Source organism: Streptomyces sp. NPDC102270 (assembly GCF_044766405.1).
Lineage (GTDB): Bacteria > Actinomycetota > Actinomycetes > Streptomycetales > Streptomycetaceae > Streptomyces.
Genome location: NZ_JBIWLX010000020.1, coordinates 73292 through 89721 on the forward strand (window position 1 = coordinate 73292; position 16430 = coordinate 89721).

Here is a 16430-nt window from a genome sequence, read left to right on the forward strand (position 1 = left end):
GTCATGGGGGATCTCCTCCTGGTCCGCCACGGCGAGACGGAATGGAGCGCGTCGGGACAGCACACCAGCTGGACCGACCTGCCCCTCACCCGACACGGCGAGGAACAGGCCAAGTCACTCGCTCCGCTCCTGACGGGCCGGTCCTTCTCGCTCGCCCTGACCAGTGAGCTGGGCCGTGCGATACGCACCGCCGAGCTGGCGGGTCTCACCGGGGCCCTGACCGACCCCGACCTCCACGAGTGGGACTACGGCGCCTACGAGGGCGTCACCACCGTCGACATCCACCGCACCCGGCCCGACTGGGACCTGTGGACCGACGGGGTTCCGCCCGGCCCGGACGGACACCCCGGCGAATCACCCGTGGAGGTCGGCCGCCGCGCCGACCGGGTCCTCGCCCGCGTCGAGGCCGCCCTTCCCGACGGTGACGTGGTCCTCGTGGCCCACGCCCACTTCCTGCGGGTCCTCACGGCCCGCCGGCTGGGGCTCGCCCCGGAGGAGGGCCGGCTGTTCCAGCTGGCGACCGGCACGGTGAGCCGGCTGTCCATGGAACACGACCGTCCGGTGATCGCGGAGTGGAACACCAGGGTCTAGAACGGCAGTTGCGCACGGCCCGGGAGCACAGGCTCCCGGGCCGTCGTCGTCCGCGGGGCGTGTTGACACCGTGACGTGTGCGTTGGAGAGTCACGGCTGATGGAGATCGACAACCTGACCCCGGCCGAACTGCGGGTGTGGCGTGCCTTCCCGAAGGGCGAGGCCGTGGACTTCGGTACGGCCGAGGACGAGGACGAGGACGTGGTGGCCGGCGGCGCGTGGGGCCCCGAACGCACGGTCCGGGCCGTCGTGTTGCGGGCGCTGATGCTCAACGGGCCGGTCGAGGACGGGGAGATACCCGCCCTCAAGCTCGCGGGTGCCCGCATCACCGGGGTGCTCGGCCTCCAGTACGGGACGGTCGACCACGCGGTACGCCTCAGCCGGTGCTTCTTCGAGGACACCCCGCTGCTGTACGGCTGCCGGCTGCGCCAGTTGAACCTCAGCAACTCCGTGCTGCCCGGACTGACCGCCGCCACCATGCGCGTGGATGCCGTACTGCGGCTGACGGACTGCAAGGTGAACGGCCCGGTGCGGCTCGGCGGGGCGCAGATCGCCGGAGCGCTGTTCATGGACCGCGCCGAGATCACCGCGGTCGACGCGGGTGAACCCGCGCTCCAGCTCAACCACATGAGCATCGGCGACGACCTGTGGGCGCCGGGCCTGCGCGCCCACGGCGAGGTCCGCCTCAACGGTGCCACCGTCGCCGGTTCCGTCAACCTCATCGACGCCCGGCTCAGCCACCCCGGCGACATCGTCCTCGACGCGCAGACCCTCGTCGTGGAGGGCGACGTCCATCTGCGCCGGGTGCACACCTTCGGCTGGATCGGTCTCCGGGGCGCGCGGATCGCGGGCCGGCTCGACTTCTCGTACGCGCATCTGTCGAACCCGGGCGACGCGGCACTCAGGGCGAACAGTTCCACCATCGGGGAGCTGTGGCTGCGCAAGGGGCCACGCATTCAGGGCACCCTGAGCCTGCGGCGGGCCCAGATCGACGACCTGTTCCTGGAACCCGAGGTGGTTCCGGACGAGGTGCAGTTCAACAAGCTCGTCTACACCTCGCTCACCCCCCAGGAGCCCGCCGAGCGCCGCCTGCCGATGCTGGAACGGGACCGGGAGGGCTATGTCCCGCACGCCTACGAGCAGTTGACCGCCGCCTACCGCCGCATCGGCGACGACCGCGCCGCACGACTGGTCCAGCTCGCCAAGCAGCGCCGCCACCGCGCCACCCTCGCCTGGTACGGGCGCCTGTGGGGCCACGTGCAGGACGCCACCGTCGGCTACGGCTTCCACCCCCTGCGGGCCTGCGTCTGGCTGCTCTCCCTGCTCGCCGTCGGCACGGTCGCCTACGGCCTCCACCACCCGCCACCGCTCAAGGCGGACGAGGCCCCGCACTTCAACGCGCTGTTCTACACCCTCGACCTGCTGCTGCCGGTGATCTCCTTCGGCCAGGAGGGCGCCTTCGCGCCGCGCGGCTGGTACCAGTCGCTGTCGTACACGCTGGTCATCGCGGGCTGGATCCTGGCCACGACGGTCTTCGCCGGTGTGACCCGGACCGTCAACCGCCAGTGATTCCTGCTTACTTGGGGGAGCCGACCACGCCCGCCAGCTCCGCGATGTCCGCGAGCATCCGGGCCGCGTCCGGCTCGCGCCCGGTGAACAGCCGGAACGCGTCCGCGGCCTGGAAGACGGCCATCCCGCCTCCGTCGAGCGTGGCGCAGCCGACTGCGCGGGCGGTGCGCAGCAGTTCCGTCTCCAACGGGCGGTAGACGACCTCGGCCACCCACAGCTCGGGGCGGAGCAGGCGGGCGGGGAGGGGCAGACCGGGGTGGGCCGCCATGCCGGTGGGGGTGGCGTGCACGAGGCCGTCGGCGTCGGCGAGCAGCTGGGGCAGTCGGTCGGGGACGGCCGCGGTCGCCCGGCCCTCGCCGAAGTGACGGTTCAAGGAGGCGGCGAGGTCGGCGGCCCGGTCGGCGAGCGCGTCGACGACGGTGACCCGCCCGGCGCCCAGGGTGAGCATGGCGTGCGCGACGGCCGCCCCCGCGCCGCCGGCGCCCAGCTGGACGACCCGTTCCAGGGGTGCGTCGGGCAGCCCGCGCGCGAAGGACGCGGCGAAGCCGGTGACGTCGGTGTTGTGGCCGGTCGCCCGGCCGTTCTCGAAGACGACGGTGTTGACCGCGCCGAGCGCCTCGGCCTGCGGGGCGAGCGCGTCCAGGTGTCCGATGACCAGCTGCTTGCAGGGGTGGGTGATGTTCAGCCCGTCGAAGCCCAGGTCGCGGGCGGCGCACAGCAGTTCGCCGACCGCCTCGGGACGGACCCCGAGCACGTCGATGTCGATGAGCCGGTACAGATAACGCAGGCCCTGCCGGTCCGCCTCCCGCTCGTGCAGCGCCGGGCTCAGCGAGGGGCCGACACCGGCGCCGATCAGTCCGACGAGAAACGAGTCCTTGGCCACACGGACCTCCCGAGCCGAGCACTAATGTACGAACCAGTACGTTAGCTATATCAGCCGGGCCGCCACCGGGGAAGAGCCGGGCGGCGCCTTCTAGAATCTGCGGCACCGGCCGCTCTCCCGAAGGAACCCGATGACCAGCGTCGACGAACCGGCACGACCGAACGGGCGGATCCGCGACGCCGCCCGCACCCAGGCCGAGATCCTCGACGTGGCGACCCAGGAGTTCGCGCGGGCCGGCTACGACGGCGCCCGCGTGGACGAGATCGCCGCCCGCACCCGCACCACCAAGCGGATGATCTACTACTACTTCGGCGGCAAGGAGCAGTTGTTCACGGCCGTCCTGGAGCGGGCGTACGGCGTGATCCGCGAGGCCGAGCAGGAGCTGGACGTCGAGCACCTGGACCCGGTCGCGGCGATCCGGCGCCTCGCGGAGGTGACCTTCGACCACCACGAGCAGCACCCCGACTTCATCCGCCTGGTCAGCATCGAGAACATCCACGGGGCCGAGCACATTGCCGCCTCCGAGAAGCTGGGGAAGATCGGCTCGCCCGCGCTCGATGTGATCCGCCGCATCCTGGCCTCGGGGCAGGAGTCGGGCCTGTTCACGGCCGACGTGGACGCGGTCGACCTGCACGCGATGATCAGTTCGTTCTGCTTCTTCCGGGTAGCCAACCGGTACACCTTCGGCGCCCTGTTCGGCCGGGACCTGGTCGCGCCGGAGCAGCGCGAGCACTACCGGGCCATGCTCGGCGACATGGTGATCGCCTACCTGACGGCGGAACGGTCCGGCCGCTGAGGCGGCACTGAGGCGGCACGGCCGGACCCCTTGACACCCGGGACCCGTGAGCGCAACATCCGTGGGCAACCGCTACTAACTACCCAGTGGGTTAATTAACTGGGTAGCTCCCCGGAGTCCCCCCGAATGGAGCACCGCCGTGTCCGTCCCCGCCGAAGCCGTCGGGCAACCGAAAAAGGCCGCCACCGCCGCCTGGATCGGCAGCGCCCTGGAGTACTACGACTTCTTCATCTACGGCAGCGCCGCAGCCCTGATCTTCCCCAAGGTGTTCTTCGACGAGTCCGACCCGGCCACCGCGACCCTGCTGTCGCTGGCCACGTTCGGCGTCGCCTACGCGGCCCGGCCGGTCGGCGCGCTCTTCCTCGGCCATTTCGGCGACCGGGTAGGCCGTAAGAAGATCATGGTCTTCACGCTGATCCTGATGGGCCTGTCGACGTTCCTCATCGGCTGTCTGCCCACCCGCCACCAGGTCGGCACCCTCGCCCCGGTCCTGCTGGTGCTGTGCCGGGTCCTGCAGGGCATCTCGGCGGCCGGTGAGCAGGCCAGCGCCAACTCCATGAGCCTGGAACACGCGCCGGCGCACCGGCGGGGTTTCTTCACGAGCTTCACGCTCAGCGGCACCCAGGGCGGGCAGTTGCTCGCCACCCTGGTCTTCCTGCCCGTCGCCGCGCTGCCCGAGGACCAGTTGCTGTCCTGGGGCTGGCGGGTGCCGTTCTGGCTGAGCGTGGCGGTCGCCGTGGTCGGCTTCGTGATCCGCCGCCGGCTGGCCGAGACCCCGGCGTTCGAGCAGCAGGCCGCCTCCGAGGGCGTCCCGAAGCTGCCGCTCGTGGTGCTGCTGCGGGAGCACTGGGCGGATGTGCTGCGGGTGATCGGGGGCGCGCTGATCGCCTCGGTCTCCACGATCTTCACGGTGTGGGCGCTGGCGTACGCGACGAGCGACGCGGTCGGGATGAGCCGTTCCTCGATGCTGTGGGTGGGCGCGCTCGCCAACCTCGTCGCGCTCGCCGCGATCCCGGCGTGGGCCACGCTGTCGGACCGCATCGGGCGGCGGCCGGTCTTCCTGATCGGCGCGGCGGGCAGCGCGGTGACGATGTTCCTCTACCTGTGGGCGATCTCCACGGGCAACTACCCGCTGACGCTGCTGCTCGGCATCGTGGCCTTCGGTGTCGTCTACAGCGCCGCGAACGGTGTCTGGCCGTCCTTCTACGGCGAGATGTTCTCCACCCGGGTCCGGCTGTCGGGCATGGCGATCGGCACGCAGATCGGTTTCGCGGTGGCCGGCTTCGCGGTCACCTTCGCGGCGCGGATCGCGGGCCCCGACGGCACCGACTGGTTCTCGGTGGCCGTGTTCACCGCGGTCCTGTGCGTCCCGCCGGTGATCGCCGTCCTGACGGCCCGCGAGACCCACAAGGTCCCCACGGAGGCGCTCGGCACACGCGCACCGCGGGAGGCGCCCCGCCCTGAGACGGTGACGGCCTGACCGGGCCTACCCGTTCGACCAGCCCCGCGTGCACAGCACGAGCCGGTACCCGTCCGGGTCCTCCACCGTGACCCCCCACTCGTTCCAGTACGGGTTGGGCGACCGCACCTGCTTGCCGCCGTGGCTCTCCAGGCGGGCGACGAGGTCCTCCGGCACCGGACCGTCGACGTAGATCACCAGCAGGTCCTCCTCGGTGGGGCGGGGTTCTACGGGATGGCCCTGCTCGTGGACGAGCTCCAGATGCCAGCCGGCGTCCGGCCAGCCGAGCATCAGGAGGTCGTGCTCACCGGGTTCGGGGCCACCCTCGGCACGCCACACGACCCCCAGCCCGAGCCCCTCGACCCAGAACCGCTCGGCGGCGGCCAGGTCCCGGGAGGGACGGGCGATCCGGACGTGGCTGCGGCCGTCGACGGGCATGCTGACCTCTTCCCTCGGTGTCCCGGTCAGCCTAGGCGGCCGCCGACCCCCGGCGCATCGGCCATCCGGCCTGCGTCCGGGGTCGTAGGACCGGCGGGCCGCTGCTCGTGCCGGTGATGGTGGCGACGGCTCACGCCTTCCGGGCGGCACGCCGTGCCCTGTCGTCGCGTGTCGGCTTCGCCCTCGGTCGGTCGGCCTGAGTGCCCGGCCGTCGGTCAGCCGCCCAACGTTCCTACGGGAATCCCGTACGCCCGCTCCACCCGCAACCGCAGCACCAGCCGCCGGTCCCGGACCATCGCCGCCCGGTAGTCGTCCCAGTCGGGATGCTCTCCCTGGACGTCCCGGTACAGGCGGACGAGCTCCTCGACCGTGTCGTCGTGCGGGTCCGTCGCCACCGGGGTGAGGTCGGCCGTGCCCTCGGCGACCGTGTACGCCCACCGGTCCGGCGTCGTCACGTGGTACGAGACACGGGGATCCCGGCGCAGATTGCGGGTCTTGGCGCGGTCGTCGGTGAGGGAGACCCGGATGATCCGCTCGTCGGGGTAGTAGGCGTGGGTGACGTTCGACAGCTGGGGCCTTCCGTCGCGTTTGAGGGTGATCAGCACCCCGCCGTGGCTCTCGGAGAGCAGCCTGAGCAGTGCGTCCTGCGTCGCGTCATCGGTCATGACTCGATCAACCGGCCCACCCGTGCCCGGCATTCCCGCGACCGCGGATCCCGGCCGACCCGCCGCTCGTCGCGGTTTTCTGAGCGACGATGATGTCTGAGGTGGTCCGGGCGGGGTATGTCGGTCCGCACCTCGAAGGACGCGACGGAGGAGAGCGATGGCACAGCTTCGGCAAGAGGTGGATCCCGGTGAGGTGGGGCTGGACGCGAAGGCGCTGGACCGCCTCGACCAGCACTTCGCCCACTACGTCGACGAGGGCCGGATCCCCGGCTTCCTGGTGTCCGTCGCCCGCGGCGGACGCGTCGCCCACCTCGGCACGCACGGCCGGCGCGACCTCGCGGCCGACCTGCCCGTCGAGGCCGACACCCTGTGGCGGATCTACTCGATGACGAAGCCGGTCACCGCGGTGGCCGCCCTGATCCTGGTGGAGGAGGGCCGGCTGTCGCTGGACGACCCGGTCGCCGAGTATCTGCCGGCGTTCGCGCGGCCCCGGGTCTACGTCGACGGCTCCGGCGACAGCCTCACGACCCGTCCGGCGGACGGCCCGATCCTGGTGCGGCATCTGATGACCCACACCGCGGGTCTGACCTTCGCCTTCTACCACTCCCACCCGGTCGACGCCCTGTACCGCGAGGCCGGACTGGAGTCGTCCGTACTGCCGGGCTCGGACCTCGCCGAGACGGTCGCCGTGTACGCGAGCCTGCCGCTCCAGTTCGAGCCGGGCACCCAGTGGAACTACTCGGTCGCCTCCAACGTCCTGGGCCGGGTCATCGAGATCGCGTCCGGCCAGACCCTGGACGCCTTCCTCGCCGAGCGGGTCTTCGGTCCCCTCGGGATGCCCGACGCAGGCTTCTGGGTGACGGACGAACAGGCCCCCAGGCTCTCGGAGTTGTACGGCGAGAAGGACGACGGCACCATCGAGCCGGTCCTCGGACTGCCGCTGCGGGGCCGCCCCCGTCTGCTGTCCGGCAGCGGCGGCATGGTGGCGTCGGCGTACGACGTCCACCGCTTCGCGGAGCTGCTGCGGCGCCGCGGCGAACTGGACGGCACCCGCCTGCTGTCCGCCGACACGGTGGACCTGATGACCTCCAACCACCTCCCGGGCGGCGCCGACCTGCGCGCGTTCGGCACCAAGCCGGCCCACGACGAGCCCGGCAACGACGGCGTCGGCTTCGGTCTCGGCGTCTCCGTGGTGATCGACCCCGCCCGCACCGTGGCCCCCTGCGGCCTCGGTTCCTTCGGCTGGAGCGGGGCGGCGTCCACGACCTTCTGGGTCGACCCGGGCCGCGATCTGACCGTGCAGTTCTTCACCCAGGTGCGACCGAAATCGCTCAAGCTCTTCCCCGATCTCAAGCGGCTGGTCCACGAGGCGGTCGTGTCCTAGGCGTCTATTGATCGACCCGCAGGGCGAAGTGCACGCCGCTGCGGGCGAGTTCGCCCAGCCACCTCTCCGAGCGTGCCGCGGTCTCGGCGGCCCGGTTCAGGCCTGCCGGGAGGGAGCCGTCCAGGATGTGGCCGACACCCAGGGCGAGGGTGCGGGAGACGCAGCGCGCCATGGCGCTGTCCTCGTCGTCACCCACCAGGTCGAGCAGATAGCCGCCGGACCAGGTACGGCCGTCCTCCGCGCGCACGTCGAGGGAGACGGCGAGGACGACCCGGTCGCGGTCGGCGTCCGTGGTCGGGTACTTGGCCGCCAGTTCCTGGGCCAGGACGGCGATCCGGGTGTCGTCCCCGGCCTTCAGCTCCTCGAAGACCGGCTCCCAGGCCCGCAGCCAGCCGTCCAGACGCAGGGTCCCGCGCACGAAGGTCCGCGGTGTCCAGGCGGCGGGCAGGCCGTACTGCTCGACGAAAGGGATGCTGTCGCGGTTGGGGTAGACCTCGAAGGTCTCGCCGTCCACGACATGGCGCCGGGTCGCCTCCCAGGGCCGTTCGGCGGTGACCGGGGTGCCGTGGTCGAGGTAACGGGCGGGCGAGCGCAGGGCGTTCAGGACTCCGGCGGGGGCCCAGCTGAAGCGGTACCTGAAGTCGTTCGGGACGGCGGGCACACCACCGCAGTAGGAGGTGAGGCCGTACGACGCCGGTGTCCCGTCGCCGATGGCCTCGCGGGCCCGCGCGACGAGGCTGTGCGCGAAGAGGTGGTCGATGCCCGGGTCGAGGCCTGCCTCGGTGAGGACGACGATCCCGGCCTCGTGCGCCTGCGGGACCTGTTCGAGGACGGCGTCGGACACATAGCTGGAGCAGGCGAAGTGGGCGTTCTCCCGGACACAGGCGGCGAGGATCCCGGCGTGCTCGGGGGCGGGCAGCATCGACACGACGACGTCCCCGGGCGTCAGTTCGGCCGCGAGCGCGGGCAGCGTGTAGGCGCGCGGCGCGGCCCGTCCGTTGAGTCCCCGTTCTTCGAGAGCCTCTTCCGCCCGCTCCTCGGTGCGGTGCCACAGCAGCACGCGGTCGGCCGTGTCGCACAGGGCGGCCAGACCGCTGCCGGTGGAGAGCCCGGCGCCGATCCAGTGGACGGTGCCGGTCGCGGGAACCAGGTCAGCCACGGCGGAACTCCCCTTCCTCGATGCCGAGTTCACGGCACGCCTGGTGGAACCGGTCCAGACAGCGCCTCCAGGGGCCGCCGGTCCCGAACGCCGGCAGCAGGGGCAGCAGGGACTCCGAGAAGCCGACGCTCGACTCCTCCGGGAGCAGGGACGGCAGGTTGTCGATGGCGATCAGGTCGAGCGGGGGCTCCTTGTGCAGCCGGCGGACCGGCTCGGCCCACTCGGTGACGCGGTCGTAGACCGGCAGGACGTTCAGGGGCGAGCCGACGTCGCAGGTGACGTCGGAGAGGGTGCGCAGCCGGCGGCCCGGGTCGTCGAGGTCCGCCTCGCGGACGAAGGGCGGGACGGGGGTGGTGGCGAGGACGCAGTTGACCAGCACGTCGTGGGCGAGCAGGGCCGCGCGGTCCAGGTCGCGGGTCTCTGCGAGGTCCCAGCAGGTGGGCTCGACGCCGGCGGCCCGGAGCGCGACGCGGGCGCCCTGCCCGCTGCGGCCCAGCGCCCCGATCACCAGCGCCGTGAACTCCTCGTCCCCGGCGACGGGCCGCAGCACCTCCTCCAGTTCCTCCCGGGAGGTGGGCGTGAGCGGCACGGACAGCCTGCCCCGGTGCTGGAGCACGGCCAGGGCCGCGCCCAGGTAGCCGGCCCAGAACCCGAAGGCGGCGAGCCTGCGGCCGTGGTCGTCGACCAGGTACTCCAGGTCGAGGAGGGCCCCTCCCCCGGCGGCGAACCGGCGCAGCAGTTCCGGGGCGCCCGGCTGCCCCTTGTAGGCGTGCCCGAAGAAGACGTGCCGGTGCGGCAGGGCGGCGGGCTCGTCGGGGAGTTCCTTCAGACCGAGGATCACGGCGTCCCGCGGCGCCCGGGTGGCCCACGAACCCGCGGGCGCGACTCCGCAGCCGGCCGCCTCGTACTGCTCGATCGGAAAGATCCGCTGCGGGGACTCCTCGACGGTCAGCGTCACCCCGCTGTCGACGAGGTGTCGGGCGTCGGACGGCACGACGGGCGTGCGTCGCTCGGTGGAACGGACCTCGTGGCGCAGCCACAGATGGAGCTCGGTCATACGCGGTTGGCCTCCGGGCGCGGGGCGTCGGCCGCGAACCGGCCGGCGCTGAGCGGGCTGATGTCCACGAAGGGTACGCGGCCGAGGTACAGGTCGCGGACGACCTCGCCGACGGCCGGTCCCTGGAGGAAGCCGTGGCCGGAGAAGCCGGTCGCGTACAGGAAGCGGGAGACCGAAGTGGCCTCTCCGATGAGGGCGTTGTGGTCCGGGGTGACCTCGTACAGGCCGGCCCAGCCGCCGGTGCGGCGCAGGTCGAGGAGGGCGGGGGCGCGGTGCTGGATTGCCTCGGCCAGGCGGGGGATCCAGCGGTCGTGGGTGGTGGTGTCGAAGCCCGGTGTCTCGTCGGGGTCGGACATGCCGAGGAGGAGGCCGGGGCCCTCGCCGTGGAAGTAGAGGCTGGTGGTGAAGTCGATGGTCATGGGGAGGTCGGGCGGCAGCCCCGGGACCGGTTCGGTGACCGCGATCTGGCGGCGCAGCGGCTCGACCGGCAGGTCCACGCCGGCCATCGCGCCGATGGCCCGCGACCAGGCGCCGGCCGCGCAGACGACCGTGCCGGTGGCGATCCGGCCCCTGGTCGTCACGACGGCCGTGATGTCGTCGCCGCGCAGTTCGATGCCGGTGACCTCGGTGTGCCGCAGGATGGTCACGCCGTGCCGGCGGGCGTCGGCCGCGTAGCCCTGGACGACGGACCTGGGGGTGCAGTGCCCGTCGTCGGGCGAGAAGGCGGCGGCGAGCAGTCCGTCGGTGGCGATGAGCGGGGAGAGCCCGCGCGCCTCGGCCAGGTCGATCATGCGGCTCGGGACGCCGAGGGAGTTCTGCAGCCGCACGCTCTCCTCGAAGGAGGCCACCTCCTGCGGCGTCGACAGCACGAAGAGATAGCCGACCCGGTGCAGCCCGATGTCCTGCCCGGTCTCGGTGGCAAACCGCCCGAACGCCTCCAGGCTGCGCGCCCCCAGCCGGATGTTGAGCTCGTCGGAGAACTGCGCCCGCACCCCGCCCGCCGCCTTCGAGGTGGAGCCGGAGGCGAGCTCGTCCCGCTCGACGAGCACCACGTCCGTCACGCCCGCGCGCGCCAGATGGCGGGCGATGCTCGTGCCCATGACACCGCCACCGATGACGACGACCGCGGCCGTACGCGTACTCACCGGCGTTCCCCCGTCACTGCGGGGTCGGCCATGACGACGCCGACGGATCGCCGTGGGACCTCCGTGCCGGCCTCCTGGCGGGTGGGCCCGGAGGACCCCACGCGCGGAACGGCGGGGTCGGGACTGTCGGGCGCCGCGAGCGGGCCGACGGCGACGGTGCGCGCTGCGGCCGTGCGCAGGGTCGCCACCGCGGCGCCGTCCATGGCGGCGGCCGGGCGACCGGTCACCGGGGCGAGCACCGAGACCGCCGCGCAGGCCGTGGGCGGCCCGGCCGCCGCGTTGGACGTGTCCGCGTCGAGCAGGCGTGTGGCCCGCTCCCCGGAGAGGAAGAGGACGTCGTCGGTCATTCCCTCTTCCTGTCCGGATCCGCCCTCCCGGAACCCCGCCCGACGGTCAGGACAGGTGGGCCACCGCGTCCAGGTGGGGCAGGTGGTGGTCCATCCGCTCCCGCTTGGTGCGCAGATAGGTGATGTTGCTCTCGCACGGCGTGATGAGCAGCGGCACCGTCTCGGAGACCTTGATGCCGTGCCGCTGCAGCGCCTCGCGCTTGCGCGGGTTGTTGGACATCAGGCGGACCGAGTTCACGCCCAGGTCGTGGAAGATCCCGGCGGCGACGCCGTAGTCGCGGGAGTCCACCGGCAGGCCGAGCGCGAGGTTCGCCTCGACGGTGTCCAGGCCCTCCGCCTGCAGCGCCATCGCGCGCAGCTTGGCGAGCAGTCCGATGCCCCGGCCCTCGTGGCCCCGCAGATAGACGACTATGCCGCTGCCCGCCTTGACCACGGCGCGCAGCGCGGCATCCAGCTGGTCGCCGCACTCGCAGTGCTGGGAGCCGAACGCGTCACCGGTCAGGCACTCGGAATGCAGCCGCACGAGGACGTCTTCCGATCCGATGTCTCCGTGGACCAGGGCGACTTGTTCGTCACCGCGGTCGTGATCGAGGTAACCGACCGCCTGGAATTTCCCGTACACGGTGGGCAGCGGGGCATTCACCACGCGTTCCACGCCGGTGCGCTGTGGTGCCTTCTTGCCGAGGACGCCAACTTTATCTGTCATGATCTGTTTCCTAAGCAGAGACGAAAGGCCGTGAAAAGATGAGCGGTTCGGGAATAGGGTCGGCGGCGCACGGTCTGGTGCCGACGGACACTGCGGAAGACGTACGGACGCGAGGGGCGGGCGTCTCAACACAGGTCGCCGTTCTTCCGGTCGGGAGCTTCGAGCAGCACGGTGCGTACCTTCCGCTGGCGACCGACACCCTCGTCGCCTGTGCCGTCGCGCGGGAGATCGCCGCGGCGTACCCGGTGCACCTCCTCCCCCCGGTGACGATCTCCTGCTCGCACGAGCACGCGGCCTGGCCGGGGACCGTCAGCATCTCCGCCGTCACCCTTCACTCGGTGGTTCGGGACATCGCGGCCTCGCTGCGCCGCTCGGGCGTCGAGGCCCTGGTCGTGGTCAACGGGCACGGGGGGAACTACGTGCTGGGCAATGTCGTCCAGGAGGCTTCCGCCCGCGGGGAGCGGATGGCGCTGTTCCCGGCCGCGGAGGACTGGGAGGCGGCCCGTGAAGAGGCGGGTGTGGTCACCTCGTTGCTCACCGACATGCATGCGGGAGAAATCGAGACCTCCATTCTTCTGCACGCGCACCCGGAATGTCTCCGCCCCGGTTACGAGACCTCCGATTTCGTCGCGGACGACCGTCGTCATCTCCTCACCCTCGGCATGTCCGGTTACACCGATTCCGGTGTCATCGGGCGCCCTTCGCTGGGCTCGGCGGAAAAAGGGAAAGCCTTGCTGGAGAGCCTCGCGGCCTCCTTCGGAACGTATTTCTCGCTGCTGACCGCGGCCGACGCCGAGTAGGGCTTGGCCGGGCGTCGCAGTCCCTGGTACCAGCGGACGACCAGGACGGCCGCGCCCGGCAGGCTCGCCACGAAACTGAGGACGCCGTACACGATCGCGGTCGCGAGGCCGGCGCCCGCGCCGAGGCCCATGGCGGCGAACGCCCAGGCGGTGACGCCCTCCCGGGGGCCGAACCCGCCGATGTTCAGGGGCAGTCCCATGGCGAGCAGGGCGAGCACGGCCAGCGGCAGCAGTACGGCGACGGAGGCACCGGAGCCCGCGATGCGGGCGGCGAGCACGAACATCCCGAGGTGGCCGGTGAGGACGACGGCCGAGGAGAGCGCGACACCGGGCCAGTTGCGGCGGGACAGCAGTGCCTCGCGGGCCTCGCCGAGGGTCTTGCGCAGGGCCCGGCCCCGGCGGGTGGAGGGGGCCCGGTTCATCCGCAGGGCCACGACGACGGCGAGCGCACCGAGGGCGGCGAGGCCGACGACGGGGGCGAGGTGGCGGGCCTCGGCCAGCACCGGGGACTCCATGGTGAGCAGCACGGCACCGCCGACGACCGCCAACGCGATCTGGCCGGCGACCCGTTCGAGGACGACCGCCCGCACCCCGCGGCCCATGTCGCCGGCGCTCTGCCCGTGCCGCACCGCGCGGTGCACGTCGCCGAGGACACCGCCGGGCAGGGCCGCGTTCAGGAACAGGGCCCGGTAGTAGTCGGCCACGGCCTCGCGGAGCGGCAGCCGGATGCGCAGCCCGCGGGCCACCAACTGCCAGCGCCAGGCGCTGAACACGGTGGTCAGCACGCCGATCGCGAGCGCCGCCAGCACGGCGGGTCCGTCGATCCGGCGCAGCCCGTCCAGGAACACGCCGGTGCCGAGGCGCCACAGCAGGAGGGCGAGGATGGTGACGCCGGCGACGGTGCCGAAGTGGGTGCGCAGGGCACGGGAGTTGAGGACCGCGCGCAGTGCGGTACGCCACCGGGGGGCCTGGGCGGACCGGGGCCGCACCTCGGTCACGATCACACCGATGCGGTCCGGGGAGACGGCGGCGGCGGTCAGGTCCGTGACGGACTCTCCGGCCGCCTCGAGGATCCGGGCCCGGGCCACGAGGGCGTCGGCCCGCGCCGTGAGCACCTCGTCCCGGGTCTGGACGATCTCTGCCCGCAGCGTGCGGGCCCGGGCGGACAAGGACGGCGGCTCGACGGCTGCCGGGGACCGCCGCACGGGCAGGCTCGGCCGCCCGGTGTCCGGCTGCACCGTCTCCACGCTCATGACGCTCCGCCCGTCGGCCGGGACAGCGCCAGCAGGTCGCTGTGGTGGACGACGACCTTCAACTCGTCGGCGTTGCAGGCCTCCAGGCGGTCCCGGAGGTAGCGCTCGGCGCGTTCCTTCAGTTCGGGGCGTTCCTCGACGGCCGCGCCGACCCAGCCGCGCAGCCACTGCGCGGTGAGCGCGGACTCGTCGGGGCCCAGACGCCAGGCGCTGGGGTGCAGCCGTACCGTCGCGCCCCGTTCGGAGAACGCCTCGCAGGCGAAGGTGACGGCGTCCGGGCCGAGCAGTCCGCCGCGCCGCTGGTGGGCGTTGAACGCGTCGGCGATCTCCTCGTCCAGCGGGTCGGACGGGCTCAGTTCGACCCGTCCGGCGACGGAGAGCGTGAGCAGGGCCGGGATGCCGGCACCCGTGCAGGCGGCGGCGAGGGTGCCGATCTCCTCGCGGGTGAGGACGTCCAGGAGCGCGGAGGCCGTCACCAGGGAGGCGCCGGCGAGGGCGTCCGGGGTGAGGAGGCCGACGTCACCGCGGCGGGTCTCGACGGTGACCCGGCTGCCGTCGGCGGCGGAGCGCGGGGAGGCGACAGCCGCGAAGTGCAGGAGGTAGGGGTCCCGGTCGTGCAGGATCCAGTGCTGGGGGCCGTCCAGGCGGGGCGCCAGCCAGCGGCCCATCGAGCCGGTGCCGCAGCCCAGGTCGTGGATGACCAGGCCGGCCTTGCCCGGCAGGTTGGCCAGCCTGATCCGCAGCGGGTCGAGCAGGTCACCGGCCCGCGCGGCCGCGTCGGGCCCCTCCCGCAGCTCCAGCCACTCGGGGGCGTAGCGGGGACCGTCGTCGGGCCCGGCGTCCCTGAGGCGCACGGTCGGACGCTCGCCGGGGCGGGTGCTGGGCCCGGCACCGGGGATGACCGAGTCCGCGTCGGAGGACACACCAGGCTGCACGGACGCCACCTCCCGAGGTCCCGGCTGGGCCGGGATCTTCCCGCTCTGCTGGATCGCCGTCTTCCTCATGCCGCCCTCCTGGGCTCGCTCGGGAGTCGGCCGAGTACTCCGGCCAGGCTGCGGGCCGTGGTCGCCCAGCCGTCCAGGGCGGCCCGCCGGCCCCGGGCAGCCGCCTTGAGCCTGCGTCGTACGTCCGCCTCGCCGAACCAGCCGCGCAGTTCGGCGGCGAGGGCGGCGGGGTCCTCCGGCGGGACGAGGATGCCGGGCACCCCGCCGTCGGGGGCGCGTCCGAGGGCCTCCGGCAGTCCGCCGACGTCGGTCGCCAGCACCGGGATGCCGCGCGCGAGGGCCTCGGTGACCGCCATGCCGTAGGTCTCGGCGTAGGAGGTGAGGACCATGAGGTCGGCGGCGGCGTAGCTGGCGTCGAGTTCGGCGCCGGCCTGCGGTCCCGCGAGGTGCAGGCGGTCCTGGAGGCCGTACTTCTTGATGAGCATCCGCAGGTGTGCGACGTACTCGGGGTCCTGGGTGATCCCGCCGACGCAGACGCAGCTCCACGGCAGGTCCTGCGCGCCGGCCAGGGCCTCGATCAGCCGGTGCTGTCCCTTGCGGGGCGTCACCGCGGCCACGCACAGCAGCCGGGAGAGACCGTCGGTGCCGGAGGCGAGGGGGGCGATGTCGGCGCCCGGGGTGGCGACGTGGACCCGCTCGGGGGCGAGGCCGTGGTGCGAGACGAGCCGTCGCACGGCCCAGTCGCTGGTGGCGATGACGGCGGGCACGGCCCGCAGCACCTCGCGCTCCTTGGCGTCGAGTTCGAGGGCGAGCCCGGGTTCGAGGCCGGTCTCGTCGCCGAGCGGCAGGTGGACGAGGACGGCGAGCTGCAGCCGCTCCGCCTCGGGGACGACGATCTCCGGGACGCCGCAGGCCACCAGGCCGTCGAGGAGGACGACGGTGCCGTCGGGCAGGTCCCGCAGGGTGCCGGCCAGTTCGGTACGGGCCGCCGCTCCCGGCCGGGGCCAGCTGCCGGCCACCGCGTGCCGCTCGACCTGCCAGCCGAAGCCGGGCAGGTCCAGGCAGACCCTGCGGTCGTAGGCGTTGCCGCCACTCGGCGCGGTCGGGTCGTCGACACCGCCCGGCATCACGAAGTGCACGGACCGCAGGGACATCGGGATGATCTCGGCCTTCTTGAGGGCGGCGTGCTGTACGGGCACGTAGTCGAGCGTGGCCGCCCGCCCGGTGGTCATGT

The 16430-nt window shown here is 72.7% G+C and carries 16 protein-coding genes and 1 pseudogene; 6 read left to right on the top strand and 11 right to left on the bottom strand.

Going from position 1 to position 16430, the window contains the following annotated elements:
- The first annotated feature begins 3 nt into the window (after positions 1–3).
- Positions 4–591: a histidine phosphatase family protein gene (locus ACIRP7_RS35410; RefSeq protein WP_403667948.1), complete on the top strand. Its 588-nt coding sequence runs from the start codon at positions 4–6 to the stop codon at positions 589–591.
- Between the two features lie 99 nt (positions 592–690).
- Positions 691–2160 carry a membrane-associated oxidoreductase gene (locus tag ACIRP7_RS35415; RefSeq protein WP_403667951.1) on the top strand — a complete coding sequence of 490 codons (1470 nt, stop codon included), beginning with the start codon at positions 691–693 and terminating at the stop codon, positions 2158–2160.
- A 7-nt stretch (positions 2161–2167) separates the two neighbouring features.
- Here ACIRP7_RS35415 and ACIRP7_RS35420 read toward each other — a convergent pair whose 3' ends face one another.
- A complete protein-coding gene (locus ACIRP7_RS35420; RefSeq protein WP_403667954.1) occupies positions 2168–3043 on the bottom strand; it encodes a shikimate dehydrogenase in 876 nt (291 codons plus the stop codon).
- 130 nt (positions 3044–3173) lie between these two features.
- On the opposite strand from ACIRP7_RS35420, the gene ACIRP7_RS35425 reads away from it, so the two are divergent.
- Together ACIRP7_RS35425 and ACIRP7_RS35430 are read left to right on the top strand one after the other, a co-directional pair.
- Positions 3174–3839, top strand: a complete 666-nt coding sequence (locus tag ACIRP7_RS35425; protein ID WP_403667956.1) for a TetR/AcrR family transcriptional regulator — start codon at positions 3174–3176, stop codon at positions 3837–3839.
- Positions 3840–3978: 139 nt separating this feature from the next.
- Positions 3979–5319 (top strand): MFS transporter, encoded by a 1341-nt coding sequence (locus tag ACIRP7_RS35430; protein WP_403667959.1) that lies wholly within the window; start codon positions 3979–3981, stop codon positions 5317–5319.
- Positions 5320–5325: 6 nt separating this feature from the next.
- Here the strand turns inward: ACIRP7_RS35430 and ACIRP7_RS35435 are convergent, their stop codons facing one another.
- Both ACIRP7_RS35435 and ACIRP7_RS35440 read right to left on the bottom strand, forming a co-directional pair.
- Positions 5326–5736, bottom strand: a complete 411-nt coding sequence (locus tag ACIRP7_RS35435; protein ID WP_403667960.1) for a VOC family protein — start codon at positions 5734–5736, stop codon at positions 5326–5328.
- A 215-nt stretch (positions 5737–5951) separates the two neighbouring features.
- Positions 5952–6401 (bottom strand): PPOX class F420-dependent oxidoreductase, encoded by a 450-nt coding sequence (locus tag ACIRP7_RS35440; protein ID WP_403667962.1) that lies wholly within the window; start codon positions 6399–6401, stop codon positions 5952–5954.
- 157 nt (positions 6402–6558) lie between these two features.
- On the opposite strand from ACIRP7_RS35440, the gene ACIRP7_RS35445 reads away from it, so the two are divergent.
- Positions 6559–7785: a serine hydrolase domain-containing protein gene (locus tag ACIRP7_RS35445; protein WP_403667966.1), complete on the top strand. Its 1227-nt coding sequence runs from the start codon at positions 6559–6561 to the stop codon at positions 7783–7785.
- A gap of 4 nt (positions 7786–7789) precedes the next feature.
- Here ACIRP7_RS35445 and ACIRP7_RS35450 read toward each other — a convergent pair whose 3' ends face one another.
- From ACIRP7_RS35450 to ribA, 5 genes are read right to left on the bottom strand one after another with little or no spacing between them, the layout of a single operon-like run.
- The gene (locus ACIRP7_RS35450; RefSeq protein WP_403667968.1) at positions 7790–8944 is read right to left on the bottom strand and encodes a saccharopine dehydrogenase family protein; all 1155 of its coding nucleotides are present in this window, start codon (positions 8942–8944) and stop codon (positions 7790–7792) included.
- The gene (locus ACIRP7_RS35455; protein WP_403667970.1) at positions 8937–10001 is read right to left on the bottom strand and encodes a saccharopine dehydrogenase; all 1065 of its coding nucleotides are present in this window, start codon (positions 9999–10001) and stop codon (positions 8937–8939) included. The genes ACIRP7_RS35450 and ACIRP7_RS35455 overlap by 8 nt, the downstream gene beginning before the upstream one ends.
- Positions 9998–11146, bottom strand: coding sequence for an NAD(P)/FAD-dependent oxidoreductase (locus tag ACIRP7_RS35460; protein ID WP_403667973.1), 1149 nt, complete (start codon positions 11144–11146; stop codon positions 9998–10000). The genes ACIRP7_RS35455 and ACIRP7_RS35460 overlap by 4 nt, the downstream gene beginning before the upstream one ends.
- Positions 11143–11493 carry a hypothetical protein gene (locus ACIRP7_RS35465; RefSeq protein WP_403667976.1) on the bottom strand — a complete coding sequence of 117 codons (351 nt, stop codon included), beginning with the start codon at positions 11491–11493 and terminating at the stop codon, positions 11143–11145. The genes ACIRP7_RS35460 and ACIRP7_RS35465 overlap by 4 nt, the downstream gene beginning before the upstream one ends.
- A 46-nt stretch (positions 11494–11539) precedes the next feature.
- On the bottom strand, positions 11540–12199 hold the full coding sequence (gene ribA / locus ACIRP7_RS35470) for a GTP cyclohydrolase II (RefSeq protein ID WP_352381117.1): 660 nt from the start codon (positions 12197–12199) through the stop codon (positions 11540–11542).
- Positions 12200–12237: 38 nt separating this feature from the next.
- Here ribA and ACIRP7_RS35475 point away from each other — a divergent pair, with 38 nt between their 5' ends.
- Entirely contained in the window at positions 12238–12999 is a 762-nt protein-coding gene (locus ACIRP7_RS35475; RefSeq protein ID WP_403667979.1) for a creatininase family protein, read from the top strand.
- Positions 13000–13064: 65 nt separating this feature from the next.
- Here the strand turns inward: ACIRP7_RS35475 and ACIRP7_RS35480 are convergent.
- From ACIRP7_RS35480 to ACIRP7_RS35490, 3 genes and pseudogenes are all read right to left on the bottom strand, one after another.
- A pseudogene (locus ACIRP7_RS35480) lies at positions 13065–14252 on the bottom strand (YbhN family protein); the annotation flags it as partial.
- The gene (locus ACIRP7_RS35485; RefSeq protein WP_403667981.1) at positions 14249–15256 is read right to left on the bottom strand and encodes a class I SAM-dependent methyltransferase; all 1008 of its coding nucleotides are present in this window, start codon (positions 15254–15256) and stop codon (positions 14249–14251) included. The pseudogene ACIRP7_RS35480 and the gene ACIRP7_RS35485, both read right to left, overlap by 4 nt.
- Positions 15253–16428 (bottom strand): glycosyltransferase family 4 protein, encoded by a 1176-nt coding sequence (locus tag ACIRP7_RS35490; protein WP_403668255.1) that lies wholly within the window; start codon positions 16426–16428, stop codon positions 15253–15255. Before ACIRP7_RS35490 ends, ACIRP7_RS35485 begins: the two co-directional genes overlap by 4 nt.
- Between the last annotated feature and the right edge of the window lie 2 nt (positions 16429–16430).